16 protein-coding genes are annotated in these 17199 nt (G+C 59.9%); 3 read left to right on the top strand and 13 right to left on the bottom strand.

The window, feature by feature from the left end; all coding sequences use genetic code 11:
- Positions 1–2 precede the first annotated feature (2 nt).
- Both IP76_RS14300 and IP76_RS14295 read left to right on the top strand, forming a co-directional pair.
- Positions 3–632, top strand: a complete 630-nt coding sequence (locus IP76_RS14300) for an SGNH/GDSL hydrolase family protein (protein WP_054158899.1) — start codon at positions 3–5, stop codon at positions 630–632.
- Positions 633–714: 82 nt separating this feature from the next.
- Positions 715–2313, top strand: coding sequence for an ABC transporter substrate-binding protein (locus IP76_RS14295; RefSeq protein WP_054158898.1), 1599 nt, complete (start codon positions 715–717; stop codon positions 2311–2313).
- Positions 2314–2512: 199 nt separating this feature from the next.
- On the opposite strand, the gene IP76_RS14290 is transcribed toward IP76_RS14295, so the two are convergent.
- The 13 genes from IP76_RS14290 to IP76_RS14230 all read right to left on the bottom strand — a co-directional run bounded on the left by IP76_RS14290 (position 2513) and on the right by IP76_RS14230 (position 14764).
- Complete coding sequence (locus tag IP76_RS14290; protein ID WP_054158897.1) at positions 2513–3274, bottom strand: ABC transporter ATP-binding protein; 762 nt, start codon at positions 3272–3274, stop codon at positions 2513–2515.
- Positions 3274–4110 (bottom strand): ABC transporter ATP-binding protein, encoded by an 837-nt coding sequence (locus IP76_RS14285; protein ID WP_054158896.1) that lies wholly within the window; start codon positions 4108–4110, stop codon positions 3274–3276. Before IP76_RS14285 ends, IP76_RS14290 begins: the two co-directional genes overlap by 1 nt.
- A gap of 3 nt (positions 4111–4113) precedes the next feature.
- On the bottom strand, positions 4114–4998 hold the full coding sequence (locus IP76_RS14280) for an ABC transporter permease (protein WP_054158895.1): 885 nt from the start codon (positions 4996–4998) through the stop codon (positions 4114–4116).
- A complete protein-coding gene (locus IP76_RS14275; RefSeq protein WP_054158894.1) occupies positions 4998–6020 on the bottom strand; it encodes an ABC transporter permease in 1023 nt (340 codons plus the stop codon). The genes IP76_RS14280 and IP76_RS14275 overlap by 1 nt, the downstream gene beginning before the upstream one ends.
- A 151-nt stretch (positions 6021–6171) precedes the next feature.
- Positions 6172–6519, bottom strand: a complete 348-nt coding sequence (locus IP76_RS14270) for a cupin domain-containing protein (protein WP_054158893.1) — start codon at positions 6517–6519, stop codon at positions 6172–6174.
- A 70-nt stretch (positions 6520–6589) separates the two neighbouring features.
- The gene (locus IP76_RS14265) at positions 6590–7339 is read right to left on the bottom strand and encodes a FadR/GntR family transcriptional regulator (protein WP_054158892.1); all 750 of its coding nucleotides are present in this window, start codon (positions 7337–7339) and stop codon (positions 6590–6592) included.
- Positions 7340–7493: 154 nt separating this feature from the next.
- Positions 7494–8867, bottom strand: a complete 1374-nt coding sequence (locus IP76_RS14260; RefSeq protein WP_054158891.1) for an FGGY-family carbohydrate kinase — start codon at positions 8865–8867, stop codon at positions 7494–7496.
- The gene (gene rhaM, locus IP76_RS14255) at positions 8864–9187 is read right to left on the bottom strand and encodes an L-rhamnose mutarotase (RefSeq protein WP_054158890.1); all 324 of its coding nucleotides are present in this window, start codon (positions 9185–9187) and stop codon (positions 8864–8866) included. The genes IP76_RS14260 and rhaM overlap by 4 nt, the downstream gene beginning before the upstream one ends.
- Positions 9184–10200: an ABC transporter permease gene (locus IP76_RS14250; RefSeq protein ID WP_054158889.1), complete on the bottom strand. Its 1017-nt coding sequence runs from the start codon at positions 10198–10200 to the stop codon at positions 9184–9186. The genes rhaM and IP76_RS14250 overlap by 4 nt, the downstream gene beginning before the upstream one ends.
- The gene (locus IP76_RS14245) at positions 10197–11189 is read right to left on the bottom strand and encodes an ABC transporter permease (RefSeq protein ID WP_054158919.1); all 993 of its coding nucleotides are present in this window, start codon (positions 11187–11189) and stop codon (positions 10197–10199) included. Before IP76_RS14245 ends, IP76_RS14250 begins: the two co-directional genes overlap by 4 nt.
- A 9-nt stretch (positions 11190–11198) precedes the next feature.
- Positions 11199–12734 (bottom strand): sugar ABC transporter ATP-binding protein, encoded by a 1536-nt coding sequence (locus IP76_RS14240; protein WP_054158888.1) that lies wholly within the window; start codon positions 12732–12734, stop codon positions 11199–11201.
- Positions 12735–12902: 168 nt separating this feature from the next.
- Entirely contained in the window at positions 12903–13898 is a 996-nt protein-coding gene (rhaS, locus tag IP76_RS14235) for a rhamnose ABC transporter substrate-binding protein (protein WP_054158887.1), read from the bottom strand.
- Positions 13899–13951: 53 nt separating this feature from the next.
- Positions 13952–14764, bottom strand: coding sequence for a DeoR/GlpR family DNA-binding transcription regulator (locus IP76_RS14230; RefSeq protein ID WP_054158886.1), 813 nt, complete (start codon positions 14762–14764; stop codon positions 13952–13954).
- A 200-nt stretch (positions 14765–14964) separates the two neighbouring features.
- On the opposite strand from IP76_RS14230, the gene IP76_RS14225 reads away from it, so the two are divergent.
- Positions 14965–17061: a bifunctional rhamnulose-1-phosphate aldolase/short-chain dehydrogenase gene (locus tag IP76_RS14225; RefSeq protein WP_054158885.1), complete on the top strand. Its 2097-nt coding sequence runs from the start codon at positions 14965–14967 to the stop codon at positions 17059–17061.
- Positions 17062–17199: the final 138 nt, after the last annotated feature.

The following is a 17199-nucleotide window of genomic DNA, read 5'->3' as shown; positions in this document are numbered from 1 at the left end:
AGATGAAGACGGTCCTCGCATTTGGCGACAGTCTGACCTGGGGCGCCGATCCCGCGACGGGTTTGCGGCATCCGCCGGAGTTTCGCTGGCCTGAGGTGCTGGAAACGCAGCTGGGTGGCGTAGCGAGGGTAATCGGCGACGGGCTTGGCGGGCGAACGACCTGCTACGACGATCATACCGGGCCTGCCTGCCGCAACGGCGCCAAGGCGCTTCTGGTTGCCCTTGGCAGTCACATGCCGATCGATCTCGTCATCATTATGCTGGGTACCAATGATCTGAAGCCCAGTCATGGCGGACAGGCCGAACCGGCCGTTTCCGGCATGCGCCGACTGGCGCAGATCGTCGAAACCTTCCCCTATAAGCCGAGATCGGCTGTTCCGCGCCTGATGATCGTTGCGCCGCCGCCTTGTGTGGCTGGCCCGCAGGGGACGCCGGCGGCCGGCCGCCGGATTTCCGAGTCCGAACGTCTTTCGCCTCTATTTCGCCAGCTTGCCGCGGAACTCGGCGTGGAATTCTTCGACGCGGGTACGGTCGCCACCGCCTCGCCCATCGATGGGGTTCATCTGAGCGCAGAGGCAACCCTTGCCATTGGACAGGCGCTTGCCGCGCCTGTTCGCACGATACTCACCTGAACCGGTCCTGCTCGTGGAGGAGTAGCAACCTGTTCTCTATGTCACAGGCCACCATATGAAGTGGGGCCGAAAGGGAGGAAGCATGAAGAAGTTTTTTCTGTCCGTAGCGATTGCTGCGCTTCTGTCGGGTGTCTCACCACTGGTGAGCCTTGCCGAAACACCTGAAGATCAGCTGGTGGTTGCGACAACCATGAGCAACATCCTGACGCTCGACCCGGCTGCCATTACAGGTCGCGAGACGGTTCAGGTGCTGAACAATGTCTATGACACGCTGGTCATGCTCTCCCCTCAGGATCGCAGCCTCCAGCCACGACTGGCTGAAAAGTGGGAGATCTCCGAGGATCGTATGTCGATCCGCTTCCACTTGCGCAAGGACATGACATTCGCATCCGGCAATCCGGTGACCGCACAGGATGTTGTCTGGAGCTTCAAGCGGCTGCTGACGCGCAATCTTGCCCAATCGTCATTCCTGAAGACGCGCGGATTTACGCTGGAAGCGGCAGACAAGCATTTCGTCGCCGAAGACGAACATACCTTCGTTCTTACCCTGCCTCGTGCCGACGACCCGAACCTGCTGCTGATGATCCTGGCCCAGAACGGTCCGGGCTCGATCATCGACAGCAAGACAGCGCTCGAGAATGAGAAGGACGGCGACCAGGGGGCTGCCTGGCTGACCACGAACTCGGCCGGATCGGGCCCGTTCACACTGACGCAGTGGAAATCCAACGAATACATCATTCTTACCCGCAATGACGCATACTGGGGCGAAGCGCCGGCGATGCGCCGCGTGCTGATGCGCCATTTGCCGGAATCACAGTCGCAGCGACTGATGATCGAAAAGGGTGACATCGACGTTGCCTATTCGATGCAGGCGCCGGACCTCCAGGCGCTGGCGAGCGACAAGGCGATCTCAATCGAATCCGTCCCCGGCTCGGGCTTCTACTATCTTGCGGTATCGATGAAGGACGAGCGCTTCTCCAATAAAAAGGTCCGAGAGGCGCTTCGCTACCTCATCGATTACAAGGGTCTTGATGAGGCTGTCATGCCGTACTACGGCAAGCTGCACCAGCGTTCGCTGAGCACCGGCGTCATGGGCTCCCTGCCGGATCAGGGCTATACGCTGGATATCGAAAAGGCGAAGGCGCTTCTGGCGGAAGCCGGTTTCCCGAACGGCTTCGAAACAACCCTGCGCGTGCTTTCCGAAGATCCCTTCTTGAAGGCCGCGACGGCTATCCAGAACACGCTTGGGCAGGCCGGCATCAAGGCCGAGCTGATCTCCGGTTCGGGTGACCAGATCTATGGCGCGATGCGCGAACGCAAGTTCGAGCTTCTCGTCGGTCGCGGTGGCGGCGGACAGCAGCCGCATCCGGACAACAATTTGCGCTCCATGGCCTATAATCCTGACAATTCGGATGAGGCCAAGCTGACCAACTACCAGAGCTGGCGCACGAGCTTCCAGGATGAAAAACTGAACAAGATGATCGAGACGGCTCTGGTGGAGCGCGATCCGGCCAAGCAGGCCAAGCTCTATGAAGAGCTGCAGGCGCATATGGACGAAATCGTCATGCCGATCCAGCCCTTCTCGGAAGTCGTGGATACGGCTGCCTTCCGCAGCGATGTCGAAGGCATGATCGTCAGCCCCTGGCTGTCGCGTTTCGAAGGCATCACCAAAAACCGTTGATGCATGCGAGGTCCGTGAGCGCTGCATTCTCCCCAGCGTTCAGGGGCAGGTTGATTTCCTCCCAAGGGACCTTGAGGCGCGTGGCAACACGCGCCTCTTTTTGTTTCCGCTCCACACGCCTGCCTCATCTCCCAGACGAACAAAAAACCCGGCTTTTCGGCCGGGTTCTGGACGCTATTTCAGAAAGGCAAGATGGGGATCAGCGCACGCCTTCATACTCCAGCGAAGCGCCGATCAGTTCACGCGCATAGGCATGGGTTGCGCCATTGGTGGCAATCGCCTCATGCGGCAGGATCTCTGTCACTTCGCCACGCAGCATCACGGCAAAGCGATCGCACATATGGTCGACCACTGCGAGATCATGGGTCACCATGATATAGGTGAAACCGCGTTCGTCGCGCAGGCGCTGAAGCAGATTGAGGATTTCCGCCTGTACCGAGACATCGAGTGCCGATGTCGGCTCGTCCAGCAGGAGCAGTGCGGGTTCCAGGATCAGCGCACGCGCAATTGCTACCCGCTGCCGCTGGCCGCCGGACAGCTGATGCGGAAAGCGGTCTAGGAAGGATACCGGCAGGCCGACATCGGTGATCGCGCAGCGCATCCGCTCCTCGCGATCGTCCAGCTTGTGGATGACCAGCGGCTCATTCAGTACGGTGCGCACAGACTGACGCGGATGCAGCGAGCCATAGGGGTCCTGGAACACCATCTGCAGGGTCCGGCACCGCTCGATCAGCGGAATGTCGCGCACCGAGCGGCCGTTGATCCCGACGTCTCCCTTCCAGAAATCCGTCAGCAGCGACATGCAGCGCAGGACGGTCGACTTTCCAGAGCCGGACTCGCCGACGAGCCCGAAGCACTCTCCCGGTTTCACACTGAACGAAACGCCCGGCAGGACCTTGACGGCGGCAGGGCCGCTTCCGAAGACGATGGAGAGGTCACGAACCTCGACTGAAACGGACATCAGGTCTTCTCCTCCAGCCATTCGGGCTTGCGATCCAGCACGGCAAGCGGCTGGCGGCTGCCGCCGATGCGCGGCTGGGCGGCCAAAAGACCGCGTGTATACGGGTGCACGGCCTGATCCAGTTCGGATGCCTTCAGGGTTTCGACCACTTTGCCGGCATACATGATCAGCACCCGGTCGCAGAAATTGCGCACCAGATTGAGGTCATGGCTGATCATGATCAGGCCGATGCCGCGGTCACGAACAAGGCCGTCGAGAATGTTGAGGACCTGCAGCCGGACGGTGACATCGAGGGCCGAGGTCGGCTCGTCGGCAATGACAAGATCGGGATCGGCGAGCAGCATCATGGCAATCATCACGCGCTGGCCCATGCCGCCGGAGATTTCATGCGGATACTGCTTGAACACCCGTTCTGCGTCGCGGATCTTCACGGCTTCCAGCATAGCAATGGCCTTGGCATGCGCCTCGCTCCGGCTGCACTTGAAGTGGCGCAGATAGGTTTCCGCGACCTGATCGCCGACGCGGCGAATGGGGTTGAGTGAGAATTTCGGATCCTGCAGGATCATCGACATGCGTCGGCCACGCACTTTCAGCATCTCCTTTTCGGAGAGCGACAGAAGATCCAGTTCTTCGAAGCGTAGTGTGTCGGCCGTGATGCTTGCGCCCGGCAAGAGCCGCAATAGTGCCCGGCCCACAGTCGACTTGCCGGATCCGGATTCGCCCACAATGCCCAGGCGCTCGCAACCGAGGGTAAAGGACACGCCCCGCACGGCCTCGACAGGGGAGCCGCCATAGCGGATGCGTAGGTTCTGGACGTCGAGTATGGTCTTTTCCATCGCTTACCTCCGGTTCATCTGCTTGGGATCGAGCGCATCGCGTAGCCCATCGCCCAGAAGGTTGAAGGCAAGGCTGACGGACAGGATGGAAATGCCGGGGAAGGTCACCAGCCACCAACTGTCCAGCATGTAGCGCCGACCGGTTGCGATCATCGCGCCCCATTCCGGCATGGGCGGCTGCGCGCCGAGACCCAGAAAGCCGAGACCTGCGGCCGTTAGGATCACGGTTGCCATGTTCAGCGTCAGGCGGATCAGCACGGATGGCAGGCACATCGGCATGATCGACTTGATGATGATGCGGGTGGTGGAAGCGCCCTGCAGGCGGGCCGCCGCGATGTAGTCGGCATTGCGAAACGTCATGGCTTCGGCGCGGGCGAGCCGCGCAATCGGTGGCCAGGAGGTGAGTGCAATCGCAATAATCGCATTGTTGAGGCTCGGACCCAGTGCTGCGACAAAGGCAAGGGAGAGAATTAGGCTCGGGAAAGAGAGGAAGATATCGGTGATGCGCATCATCACCGTATCGAACCGGCCGCCGAGATAGCCTGCTGAGGTGCCGATGATAAGACCAATCGGACCGACCACGATCGACACGAGGAAGATGATGGTGAGCGTGATGCGCGCGCCATAGACCAGCCGGCTGAAGATATCGCGGCCGAGTTCATCCGTACCGAACAGGTGCTCCCCGCCGGGCGCCTTCAGGACGTTTCCAAGCGCCTGGACATACGGATCATGCGTCGCAATAAGCGGCGCGAAGATTGCGGTCAGCACCAGCACCGACAGGACGGCGAGGCCGAAGGCCGAGGTGGGGCTGCGCAGCAGGAAGGTGACGATGTTCTTCAGCGCGATCAGCCCAGCCGGCAGGCGGCGTGTTTGCATTGTGGCATTCATCAGCGTGTCCTGGGATCAAAGATGCGGTAAAGGACATCGGACAGGAGGTTGAGCCCGATGAAGATGACGCCGACGATCAGCACGCAGGTCATCACCGCGTTCATATCGCCGATGATCAGGTTGCTGGTCAGGTATTGGCCAAATCCCGGCCAGGCGAAAACGGTCTCGATCAGCACTGCACCTTCCAGCAAAGAGCCATAGGCGAGCGCGATGATCGTCACCAGCTGCACCCGGATGTTTCCAAAGGCATGCCGCCAGATCGTCTGGTTCTGCGACAGGCCTTTGACCCGCGCCGTGGTCACATATTCCTGACCCAGCTGATCGAGCATGAAGCTGCGGGTCATGCGGGTAATGTAGGCCGAGGAAGAATAGCCGAGCAAAGCTGCGGGCAGGATCAGATGGTTGACGGCCGACCAGAAGACCTCCATCTCGCCGGCCAACAGGCTGTCGATCAGCAGGAAGCCGGTGCGTTCCTCGACCAATCCGATGTAGAACTGGTCCATCCGGCCACTGCCGCCTACGAGGCCGAGATAGGCATAGAAAACGATCAGTGCGATCATGCCCGTCCAGAAGATCGGCATGGAATGGCCGAAGAGGCTGAACACCCGGACGAGATGATCTGGCCAGCGATCCTTGTTGACGGCTGCGATCACGCCCATCGTCACGCCAAGGGTTGCGCCGATGATGATGGCGAAAGTGGCAAGTTCGATCGTGGCCGGCATGACATGCAGGATATCCTCGATCACCGGCTGGCCCGTGCGGATGGATGTGCCGAAATCACCGGTGAAGACGTCGCCGAGAAAGTAGACGAACTGCTCGTAGACCGGGCGATCCAGTCCGAGAGAGCGGTAGACCTGCTCATAGGTTTCGGGGGGCGCATCTTCGCCAACGATGGCGCGGACCGGATCAGCCGGCATCAGCCGGCCGATGAAAAAGGTCAGCATCAAGAGGCCGAGAAGCGTGACAGCGATACTGCCCAGCTGGCCGGCGGCCCCGGCTAGATGCAGGCGTCTAATTGACATGGATCCTCCGAACATCGATCGCCGCGAATGCGGTGACAGGCTCCCATCCTGTCTGACAACTATAGGAAACCTGTCACAGGTATGTTTGGGTGTCAACCCTTCCTTGGCAAGGCGCCTGCCCCCGCACAGGTTCCTTCCTCCGGTTTTCGGATTATCCCGTGGTCAGTGACGTGTCTTCAGGGGTCACGGGGAAGTCGGCGCGGCGTGGGGTGAAGTTGTCGATCAATTCGCCGGCCTCAAGGCATCGGCATCCATGTTCTACGCCGCCTGGAATGACGAGACTGTCTCCTGGGTTGAGGTCATAGATCACCCCGTCGCGGGAAAACTGGAAGCGTCCACTGGCAACAAAAGTCGACTGGACGTGCGGATGGCTGTGGAGTTTGCCCACGGCGCCGGTTTCGAACTGGAATGATACGACCATCAGCTCGGGGCTGTCTGCCAGAACGCGGCGGGTGACGCCGGGATCGGGATTGGCGGCGGCAAATCTGGGTAGCGACATCGGATTCTCCTGTATGAATAACTCCGTCATCATACAAGCTTGAAAATCTATCTGACAAGATGGGCCTTGCTCAAGTTTGCTGAGCCGGTTCCGATCGCTGGTATCGCAGAAGCGCCTTGTATCGTTCAAGGCTGCCACGCAGATGCGCCTTCATGTGGATGCGTGCCGCGTCCGCATCCCCTTCAATAATGGCATCAACGATCAGGCCGTGTTCTTCCTGAAGGTGAAGATTGTAATCCTTGGGACGCGATCCCGGTGCCTCTCCCTGCAGGTCCCCGCGCGGAATGATGCCGGTCCGGATCAACTGCAAGAACTCGGGGAAGCGGCGGTTTTGCGTCGCTTCCGCGATCGCCAGATGGAGATTGAAGTCGGCATCCCGCGTTGGTGCGCCGTCCTGCAGACACTGGCCAACTGTTCTATGTGCTTCCAGAATCTCCTCGATCTGTGCGGCGGATCGCCGAAGAGCTGCAAGAGCCGCAGATTCGACTTCGAATACCGTCCGCAATTCAAGTAACTCGATGACCGATGAGATCCGTTGTGTTGCAAGGTCGTTGAACGGTCGCTCCGGTTCGCGGCGGGCGTCCAGGGCAAACACGCCCGCGCCCTTCTTCGCTTCAACGAGGCCGTCCGCCCGCAGGATGGCTATGGCCTCGCGCACGACTGTGCGACTGACCGAATATTCGCGCGTCAGCGTGCTTTCGCTCGGCAGTCGGTCGCCCGGGCGAAAGACGCCCGACACGAGATCCTGACGCAAGGCGGAACTGATCATGGAGGCCAGTGACTGCCCCTGCTGGACTTCTGCTTGGCCCCCGACCGCCATGGTTTCCCCTCGACACTGACAAGTTGTCTGGCAAGTCTATCGACTTCGCGGCAACCTGCCAAGTACGATGACGAAGCAGTCTGCACGCCAATCACGCGTGCTGTCAAAGTTGGTGCCGTCGCAGGTCGCGAACTGACTTTTCAGAAGGTTCTCGTCAAGACGTGATGGCGCCTGCCCAGAGACGCGCATAATGCTGAAGACCGGGCAATGTGCTCTCGACCTGTCTCAGCGAGGTGTCCAAACGGATGCCGGCCAGCAAGGCTGCTCCAAGCGCCGTTCCGGTATCGGCGAGAGATGCATGGACGGGCCTTTCCGTCAGCGTGTGCAGCGCTGCGAGAAAGACTTCGTTTGCGGCAAACGGACCTTCGACCACGATCGGCCCGCGTGAGCCGATGATCTCCAGACAGGTGACAGTCATCATTGCCTGGTACAGGCTGGCAGCTGCGCGGCGCTCCTCGGCACTTGCTGGCTCGGCAGTCCATCGGGCCTTGGCATGTGGAAATGGACCGGTGCCGGAGACCAGGCTCGGAAGGAGCATTACTTCCCGGTCGATGACGTCGCCTGCTGCTGCAAATTCGGCCGCGCGGTCCCCTTTTGACGTGTCTTCGGTCGCGATTTCCCATTCCCGACCTCCCATGTAACGGCCAGAGGGAACGGCAGTGCCATAGGCATCGACATTAACGAGGGTGTCCCGTTCCTTGTCTAGGTTCTCTGGTTTGCCATCGACTGCAAAGCAGACCACCCAGGTTCCGGTCGACACGACCGTACAGGGCGCACCGAAGCCGACGAGATGCGGCAGGAGAGACGCGTTCGAATCGTGAATGCCGCAATAGACGGGAATCGGTTTGTCGAGCCCGAGCTCGATTGCCACAACCGGTTTGATATTGCCCAGAGTATCGAAGGCGGATCGCAGGGGCGCGAGCTTTTGCCTGATGCCGAGAGTGTCGACGAGGGGTGAGTACGTCTCTTCGAAGGGCAGCCAGAGATCCGTGTGGCAGCCGAGCGAGGTTCGTTCGTTTGCGGCAATGCCCGTCAGGCGGTAGGCCCAGTATTGCGGATAGGTCAGGATTGCGGTGACGCGGGCAAAATCCGGCGGGAAGACCGTGCTTTGATAATGCAGCTGGGCGCCGAGGTTAAGACCCCCGGTGAGGCGCGGAGAGAAAGTCTTGTCGAAGTCGGGCCGGATTGCGTCATAGGCGCGGTTCACTTCGTCCGGATACAGGTGCTCGTAATCAAGCACCGGCATGGCCAGATTGCCGCTTGCGTCCAGTAGGGCTGCACTTGCGCCATGGGTGGTGATGGACAGCGCATCATAGCCGGGCTCGCGCGCGAAATCGCGCAAGGTGTCAAGCATGAAGGACCAGAGGTGATCAGTATCGTAATGCGGATAGGGCGCTGCCTTGACAACAGTGTTTGCCGTCTTGCGCAACGCGATCTCGGCGCCGGTGCGGGCATCGACCACGACCACCTTTGCATTGGTTTTGCCGATATCAATGACCGCGACGCGTTCGTAAGCCGGGGTTGTCATGGCATATGGAAAAGCTTGACCAGGTCGATGGCGACCGGGGAGTTGTCAGGATTGGTCTGCATCACATCAGCCATATGGGTCCACCAGCGCTTCATCACCGGATGATCCGGTAGTGCTGCCATATCGTGGTCTTTCCTACGGGTCAGGACGCCGATCAGGCTGTTGGTTTCCCGGTCGAGATGGATCGTGTAGTCGCTGACGCCGGCGGCATGCAGCAGCTCGACCAGTTCCGGCCAGATCTCGTCATGGCGCTTGCGATACTCGGCCTCCATGCCAGGGTTCAGGGTCATTTTGAAAACGTGACGCTCGAGATCGGTCATGCTGCGCTCCTCGCATGGCGGAGTCTGCGGGCGACGATCGGAAGGGCGATGGTGATGATCAGGAGCAGGCCGATAAAGATCGACATGACGATCCCCGGCACGTTCAGGAGACCAAGGCCAAAGGTGACAAGGCCCATGACGAATGCGGCGATGACCACGCCGGCAATCGTGCCGGAACCTCCAAGGATGGAAACGCCGCCGAGGACGACCATGGTCACCACTTCGAGTTCAAAGCCTTGCGCAATCGACGGACGGGTCGATCCGAGCCGCGAGGTCAGGCAAACAGCGGCGATGCCAGACATCAGGCCGGTCAGCAGGAAGAGAATGAACTTTACCCGTTCGACCGGAATGCCCGAGAAGCGTGCCGCCAGCGGATTGGTACCGATGACGAACACATGCCGACCGAAATTCGTACGATGCAGGAGGATGGCGAAGACGGCCGCCATGACCAGGAAAAGGACGAATTCGAAGGAGAAGACCCAGAAGACGTAACCCTGGCCGAAATAGGCGAAGTCAGCAGGGTATTTGCCGAAGGCCTGGTCTCCAAGGACGATGTAGGAGATGCCGCGGAAAAGGCTCATCGTGCCGATGGTGACGACGATCGATGGCAGTTTCAGACCGGCGACGAGAATCCCGTTGAACGCGCCGCAGGCGAGGCCCGTTGCAATGCCGATCGCAACCAGTCCCGGCGCACCGACACCCAATTGTGCTGCATAGCCCATGGCGGTGGAGGCGAGTGCAATGATCGCGGCGACCGAGAGGTCGATTTCGCCGGCAATGATCAGCAAGGCCATGGCAAAGGCGATGAGCGCCTTTTCTGTGAAGTTGAAGGTGGCGTCCGAGAGGTTCCAGGCGTCAAGGAAATAAGGTGACGCAAAGGAATTGGCGATGAAGATCAGAACGGCCACGCCGAAGAGCAGGACTTCCCAGCTGCCGAGCAATCGGCGGAAGGGTGTTTCCAGCCGATCAGGAATGATGCGCTTTTCGCGCTGTGCCTGGTTTGCAGAGCTCATGCCGTCACCTCTTTCGATGCGGAGCGATCCCGCAGGATGATGCGTCCCTTCTTGCGTTCTGCGCGCGCATTGAAGACCACGGCGAGCACGATGACGATGCCGGAGATCGCCATCTGGGCGAAGGGAGAAATACCGATGACCGGCAAAGCGTTCTTGATCACGCCAAGGAAGAGCGCGCCGAGCACGGTACCGATGACTGTACCGATGCCGCCGGCGATCGAGATGCCGCCGATGACGCAGGCGGCCACGCTGTCGAGTTCGAAGCCGGCAGCGATGTCGACATAGGCGACGGCGTAGCGCGAGACCCAGAGATAGCCTGAGAGGCCGGCAAGCGCTCCGGAGAGGACAAAGGAGAGGAAACGTGCGCGACCGACATCAATGCCGGCATAGATCGCGGCCACAGGATTGCCGCCGGCAGCATAGGTCGAGCGCCCGAAGGATGTGCGCGCAAGGATGAAGCCGACCAGAAGCACGACGCCAACTGCGACCCAGGACAGGAGCGGAAGTCCCAGAATGGGCAGGCGCGGCACGCCGAGGAAATCGGGCTGCATCTGGTGTGCATTGACCCAGGCGCCACCGGACAGCACAAAGCTCATGCCGCGATAGATGGTGAGCGTACCAAGGGTTACCACGATCGGCGGGATCCTGAGCGCCCAGACGAGGAAGCCGTTGATGGCTCCGAGGGTGGCGCCAATGCCGATCGCGATCAGCACCAGGAGCGCCAGCGGAAGGCCGGGATAGGCGCTGTCGAGCATGGCGACAGCCATGCCGGTGAAGGCAAGGTTGGCGGCGACAGAGAGGTCGATCGACTTGGTCAGGATCACCACCATCTGGCCAAGCGCTAGAATGATCAGGATCGAGGTGTCGTTGAAGATCGTGGCGAGATTGCCCGGCGAGGCGAAATTGGGCGCGCGGGTGGTGAAGGCGAGGATCATCCCGACGATGATCAGGCCCAGCAACATTTCCCGGTTCTTGAGCAGGTTCTGCATGGTCATTCCTTACGCATTGCCGGTCGCGGCACGCACGAGCGTTTCGGCCGTCAGTCCGTCACGATCGAAGATGCCGGCCTGGAGCCCTTCGCGCATCACCATCACCCGGTCGGACATGCCGAGGATCTCGGGCAGTTCCGACGAGATCATAATGATGGAGAGGCCTTCCGAGGCCAGTTCCGAGATGAAGCCGTGGACGGCGGCCTTGGAGCCGATATCGATGCCCTTGGTGGGCTCGTCGAGGATGATCACCTTTGGCGAGGTGGCGAGCCACTTGCCGATCACGACCTTCTGCTGGTTGCCGCCCGACAGCGTGCCGACGGGAACGGACAGGGCTGCTGCCCGCAGGTCGAGGCGTTCAGCATAGCGGCGCGCCAGCTTCAACTCGTTGGCTGCCTTCAGGAAACCAGAAACGGAGGTGTGGACCAGCGAGGGTAGGGACATGTTCTGGTAAATCGGCATGTCCAGCGCCAGGCCATGCCGGCCGCGCTCTTCAGGCACGTAGACAATACCGGCGTTGATTGCATCGGATGTGTTGTCGATCCGGATCTCGCGCCCTTCCAGATGAATGGAGCCGGAGCGCGGACGCGTGATGCCGAACAGCGATTGGCAGAGTTCTGAGCGGCCGGCGCCTATCAGGCCGTACACGCCGAGGATTTCACCTTTGCGCAAATCGAAGGAGATGTCGCGGAACTCTGTGTCGTGGCAATAGTTGCGAATGCTGAGCACTGTCGGGCCAATCACGGCTGCCGTTTTTGGGAAGACGTCATGCACGTCGCGGCCGACCATTTGCCGGACGATCTCGTCCTGCGGGGTCTCTTTCAGGATGCCGGCACCGACCATCCGGCCGTCGCGGAAAACGGCGTAATTGTCGGCGATCTCGTAGAGTTCATCGAATTTATGGCTGATGAAGAGGATCGCCTTGCCTTGCCGTTTCAAACCTTCGACGATCCGGAAGAGGTCATCGATCTCCTTGCGAGAAAGGGCGGCAGTCGGCTCGTCCATGATCACAATGCGCGCATCAACCGAAAGGGCACGCGCAATTGCGACCAGATGGCGCTGAGCGATGGAGAAGTCCTTGAGTTTGGTCGATGGATCGATGTCGCTCTCGAGCGCCTGCATCAGGCTGCGGGAGCGCTCGTTGATCTGGCGCCAGTCGATCAGCCCGAAGCGGGTGCGCGGGGCGTGGCCGAGGAAGATGTTTTCACCGACGGTCAGTTCATCGAAGAGGACGGTTTCCTGGTGGATCGCCGTCACGCCGGCATTGATCGCGTCCTGGGCATTGGTGAAAGCGGTCGGTTTGCCGTCAATCAGGATCTCGCCTTCGTTAGGACGATAGATGCCGGTCAGGATCTTCACGAGTGTCGACTTGCCGGCGCCGTTTTCGCCGATCAGGGCGGTTACCTTGCCGGGATAGAGCGCGATATTGACGCCGTCGAGCGCTTTTACGCCGGGAAAGATCTGCGAGATCCCGCGCATCTCGAGGATTGGCGTGTCGGTCCGCACGGCGGCAGCCTGCAATGTTTGCATTTGAATGGTCATCATCCGGCTTTGCTTCAAAACCCCACCCTCCCCGTGAAGAGGGGAGGGCTTAACCTGGTCGGAGCGCCGATACTCAATATGAGGACAGACGGCAGCGACCAGGTTTCTCCCCGTGGGGGAGATGGCCGGGAGGCCAGAGGGGGCTTGGTTTAATCAATCAACGTGTCTCGATCAGAAGATCTTCGAGAACTGCTCGATGTTCGATGCATCGTAGACAAAGGGATCTGCCATAGCGGCTTCGCCATTGTCGCCGACCTTGATCTTGCCCATGCGGCCGGCAGGGATTTCCGAGCCCGGAGCGCCGTCGCTATCGCCCTTGACCAGGTGATAGGCGATCTGGGTTGCCGAGTAACCGAGGTCGATCGGATTCCAGATGGCGAATTCCTTGGTGGCACCCGACTGGATGGCGCCGGCCATTTCGGAGGGCAGGCCAAGACCCGTTACGTAAACCTGACCGATCTTGCCGGCATCCTTGACAGCCTGCGAGGCAGCCAGCACGCCGACCGTGGTCGGAGCGACGATGACCTTGACGTTCGGCTGTGAGGTCAGCAGGCCCTGGGCTTCGCGGTAGCTCTTGTCGGCAAGGTCGTCACCATAGACGGTCGTTGCGAGGTTGAGGCCGGAGAAATCCTTCAGCTGCTTCTTCATTTCCTCGATCCAGATGTTCTGGTTGGTCGAGGTGGTGGTGGCCGAAAGGATGGCAAAATCGCCCTTGCCGCCTTCGAGGTGGTTGGCGGCGAGCTGCAGGCACATCTTGCCGATCAGTTCGTTGGATGAGGGGTTCAGATGCATGATGCGGCCTTCGGCAGCAACGCCCGAATCCCACGAGATGACCTTGATGCCGCGCTGGGCAGCCTTCTTCAGGGCCGGTACAACGGCGTCAGGATCGTTGGCCGAGATGGCAATGGCATCGACGCCCTGCGCGATCAGCGAGTTGATGACTTCGATCTGGCCTTCAGCCGTCGTCGTTGTCGGACCGGTATAGATGATTTCGACGCCGCCAAGTTCCTTGGCAGCTTCTTCAGCGCCCTTGTTGGCGGCTTCGAAGAAGCCGTTGCCGAGCGACTTGACGACCAATGCGATCTTCATGTCGGCGGCCTGTGCGGCAGAACCCATCGTTGCGAGCGCAATTGCAGCGCCGGCCAGCAGAATTTTCGTCAGTTTCATGTCTTCCTCCCAGTGTTGAACTTCAAAACTCCTCCCGCTTCGACCGCGTCCAACTAGGCGACCGAAGTGGTGTTCTCCTTCTCTGACGATGCCATCGGCTTGACGGTCATCAGCTTCACGCCGGCATCGGTGACCATGGCGGCCGCCTCGTCGGAAATTCTGTCATCGGTGATAATGGTCGAGACCTTGTCGAGTGCGCAGAGAATGAGGCTCGAGCGCTTGTCGAACTTGCTCGAGTCCACCATCACGATGAGTTCTTCCGCCTGGCGCACCAGTTTCTGCTCGCTCTGGATCACCAGGGCATCGGACTCCATCACGCCGAGTGCATTGATGCCCTGGGCGCCGATGAAAATACGGCGGGCGTAGAAGTTGCGGATCGCATCATTCTCAAAGGGCGACAGGATCAGGCTCTGGTCGCGGTAGATCGCGCCGCCTGGAACCGAGACCGTGCACTTCGAGTGCTTGACCAGATGTTCGGCAATGGCGAAGGAATTCGTCATGACCTGAAGCCTGCGGGCGGACATGAAATGGACCATCTGAAAGGTGGTCGTGCCGCCATTGATGATGATCGAATCACCTTCTGCGCAGAGATCGACCGCTGCGCGCGCAATTGCGCGTTTCTTATCGATGTTGACCGATTCCGAAACGCGAAAGGGCCGGGCGGCCAGATTTCCGAGCTGCGGCGGGTGAACAGCCTCAGCTCCGCCGCGCACCCGGCGCAGTTTCCCCTGAACATGAAGCGACGCGATATCCCGCCTGATCGTGGCTTCGGAAGCCTCGGTCAGTTCGGCAATGTCCTGCACCGTGACCACAGGTTTTTCCTGGATCGCGCTCAGAATAATGCGATGGCGTTCGCGTTCGTGCATGGGGTCCTCCTGATCGTGATTTATTCGTAAACATTTTACGCTGTCAATCAGAAACGATCAAAAATAATAATATTGCACCGCACAATGAAAAGAAATGATCGAAACTGATTGACAACGATGAGATCCATGCGCGATACCAGCGGGCAAGAAGGAGATGGGTTCGTCTGTTCGACCCATGAAGCAATACCAGGGAGGATGTCATGTCGGGCCAAACCAGCCTTCTCGAAAGCCGTTGGGACGATGCCTATGCCGCGGGGCTCGATGAGCCCGGCAAGTTGCTCTATCGCTCGAATCTGCTCGGTGCCGACAAGCGGATCACCAACTATGGCGGCGGCAACACCTCTGCGAAGGTCATGGAAACCGACCCGCTGACAGGCGAAAAGGTCAAGGTTCTCTGGGTCAAGGGGTCTGGCGGCGACGTCGGTACGATTAAGCTCGATGGCTTTTCAACCCTCTATCAGGACAAGCTTGAAGCGCTGAAGGGCATCTACAAGGGTGTTGCCGACGAAGATCGCATGGTTGGCTTCCTGCCTCATTGCACTTTCAACCTGAACCCGCGTGCTGCCTCGATCGATACCCCGCTGCATGGTTTCGTGCCGTTCACCCATGTCGATCATATGCATCCAGATGCGATCATCGCGATTGCCGCGTCCAAGAATTCCAAGGAGTTGACGCAGACGATCTTTGGTGCTGATATCGGATGGCTGCCCTGGCGTCGCCCGGGCTTCCAGCTCGGTCTCGATCTCGAAGCCTTCGTGAAGGCCAACCCAAATGCAAAGGGCGTTGTGCTGGAAAGCCACGGCCTGTTCACCTGGGCAAACGACGCCAAGGATTGCTATCTGCTGACACTCGAGATCATCAACAAGGCTATCGAGTGGTTTGCCAAGGAAACCGAAGGCAAGACAATCTTCGGCGGCGCTGTTGCGCAAAGCCTGCCGGTTGCCGAACGTCGCGCCATTGCAGCGAGGCTGATGCCGGAAATCCGCGGCCGGATCGGCAAGGCGGAGCGCAAGCTTGGGCATTTCGACGATCAGGACGCCGTGCTCGAATTCGTCAATTCGAAGAACCTGCAGTCGCTCGGTGCGCTTGGAACATCCTGCCCGGACCATTTCCTGCGCACCAAGATCCGCCCGCTGATCGTCAACTTCGATCCGTCGAAGCCGGATGTTGATGCGGTTCTCGCTGGTCTCGACAAGGCGCTGGAAGATTACCGCGCCGACTACACGCGTTATTATGAGACCTGCAAGCACGATAATTCGCCAAAGATCCGCGATCCCAATCCGGTGATCTTCCTGGTGCCGGGCGTCGGCATGCTGTCCTTTGCCAAGGATAAGGCGACGGCGCGGATTGCCGGAGAGTTCTACGTCAATGCGATCAACGTCATGCGTGGCGCCTCGACGGTATCCGAATACCAAGGATTGCCTGAGCAGGAAGCGTTCGACATCGAATACTGGCTGCTCGAGGAAGCGAAGCTCCAGCGCATGCCGAAGCCGAAGAGCCTGGCCGGCAAGGTTGCCTTCGTCACTGGCGGTGCCGGTGGCATTGGCCGCGCCACGGCCGAGCGCTTGGTGGCTGAAGGTGCCTGCGTTGTGCTGGCAGATATCGATGCCAAGGCGCTTTCTGAGACCACAGCCGATTTTTCCAAGCGCCATGGCGGCGATGCGGTCCGTTCGGTTCAGCTGGACGTGACCAAGGAGGATGCTGTCCTGCAATCCTTCCTTGAAGCATCGGTCGAATTCGGCGGCGTGGATATCCTGGTGTCGAATGCCGGTATCGCATCCTCGGCTCCGGTCGAAGATACGACGCTTGCGATGTGGAACAAGAATATCGACATTCTTGCCACCGGCTACTTCCTCGTCTCGCGTGAAGCCTTCCGCCTGTTCCGGCGCCAGGGGCTCGGCGGCAATGTCGTCTTCGTCGCCTCGAAGAACGGACTTGCCTCGTCGCCAAACGCGTCCGCCTATTGCACGGCCAAGGCTGCCGAAATCCATCTCGCTCGGTGCCTGGCACTGGAAGGCGCGGATGCGGGCATTCGTGTCAATACGGTCAACCCCGACGCCGTCTTGCGCGGCTCGAAGATCTGGAACGGCGAATGGCGCGAACAGCGTGCGGCATCCTCCAAGATCGAGGTGGACGATCTTGAGGAACATTACCGCAAGCGTTCGATGCTGAAGCTCAACGTCTTCCCGGAAGACATCGCGGAGGCGATCTATTTCCTCGCGTCCGATCTTTCGGCAAAGTCGACTGGCAACATCATCAACGTCGATGCCGGCAACGCGCAGAGCTTTACACGCTAATCTCCCGAGGCGATCGCGGCGCGAATGCCGCGACGGCCGTCTCTCGGGAACGCCGGCTTTTGCAGCGAATGAATTCGGGATGGAGCGGTGAAGGTCGGCGGGGCGGAGGATGCCTTTGATCTGCAGATCTCCATCGTG

Origin of the sequence: Rhizobium sp. AAP43 (assembly GCF_001296045.1) — a bacterium.
Taxonomy (GTDB): Bacteria; Pseudomonadota; Alphaproteobacteria; order Rhizobiales; family Rhizobiaceae; genus Allorhizobium.
Note: the sequence above shows the minus strand (reverse complement) of the source record. Positions and strands in the feature narration are given on the sequence as shown.

Excerpts from the sequence above, each read along its gene's own strand:
- IP76_RS14300 (WP_054158899.1), top strand. The coding sequence starts at position 3 with ATGAAGACGGTCCTCGCATTTGGCGACAGTCTGACCTGGGGCGCCGAT.
- IP76_RS14295 (WP_054158898.1), top strand. The coding sequence starts at position 715 with ATGAAGAAGTTTTTTCTGTCCGTAGCGATTGCTGCGCTTCTGTCGGGT.
- IP76_RS14290 (WP_054158897.1), bottom strand. The coding sequence starts at position 3,274 with ATGTCCGTTTCAGTCGAGGTTCGTGACCTCTCCATCGTCTTCGGAAGC.
- IP76_RS14285 (WP_054158896.1), bottom strand. The coding sequence starts at position 4,110 with ATGGAAAAGACCATACTCGACGTCCAGAACCTACGCATCCGCTATGGC.
- IP76_RS14280 (WP_054158895.1), bottom strand. The coding sequence starts at position 4,998 with ATGAATGCCACAATGCAAACACGCCGCCTGCCGGCTGGGCTGATCGCG.
- IP76_RS14275 (WP_054158894.1), bottom strand. The coding sequence starts at position 6,020 with ATGTCAATTAGACGCCTGCATCTAGCCGGGGCCGCCGGCCAGCTGGGC.
- IP76_RS14270 (WP_054158893.1), bottom strand. The coding sequence starts at position 6,519 with ATGTCGCTACCCAGATTTGCCGCCGCCAATCCCGATCCCGGCGTCACC.
- IP76_RS14265 (WP_054158892.1), bottom strand. The coding sequence starts at position 7,339 with ATGGCGGTCGGGGGCCAAGCAGAAGTCCAGCAGGGGCAGTCACTGGCC.
- IP76_RS14260 (WP_054158891.1), bottom strand. The coding sequence starts at position 8,867 with ATGACAACCCCGGCTTACGAACGCGTCGCGGTCATTGATATCGGCAAA.
- rhaM (WP_054158890.1), bottom strand. The coding sequence starts at position 9,187 with ATGACCGATCTCGAGCGTCACGTTTTCAAAATGACCCTGAACCCTGGC.
- IP76_RS14250 (WP_054158889.1), bottom strand. The coding sequence starts at position 10,200 with ATGAGCTCTGCAAACCAGGCACAGCGCGAAAAGCGCATCATTCCTGAT.
- IP76_RS14245 (WP_054158919.1), bottom strand. The coding sequence starts at position 11,189 with ATGCAGAACCTGCTCAAGAACCGGGAAATGTTGCTGGGCCTGATCATC.
- IP76_RS14240 (WP_054158888.1), bottom strand. The coding sequence starts at position 12,734 with ATGATGACCATTCAAATGCAAACATTGCAGGCTGCCGCCGTGCGGACC.
- rhaS (WP_054158887.1), bottom strand. The coding sequence starts at position 13,898 with ATGAAACTGACGAAAATTCTGCTGGCCGGCGCTGCAATTGCGCTCGCA.
- IP76_RS14230 (WP_054158886.1), bottom strand. The coding sequence starts at position 14,764 with ATGCACGAACGCGAACGCCATCGCATTATTCTGAGCGCGATCCAGGAA.
- IP76_RS14225 (WP_054158885.1), top strand. The coding sequence starts at position 14,965 with ATGTCGGGCCAAACCAGCCTTCTCGAAAGCCGTTGGGACGATGCCTAT.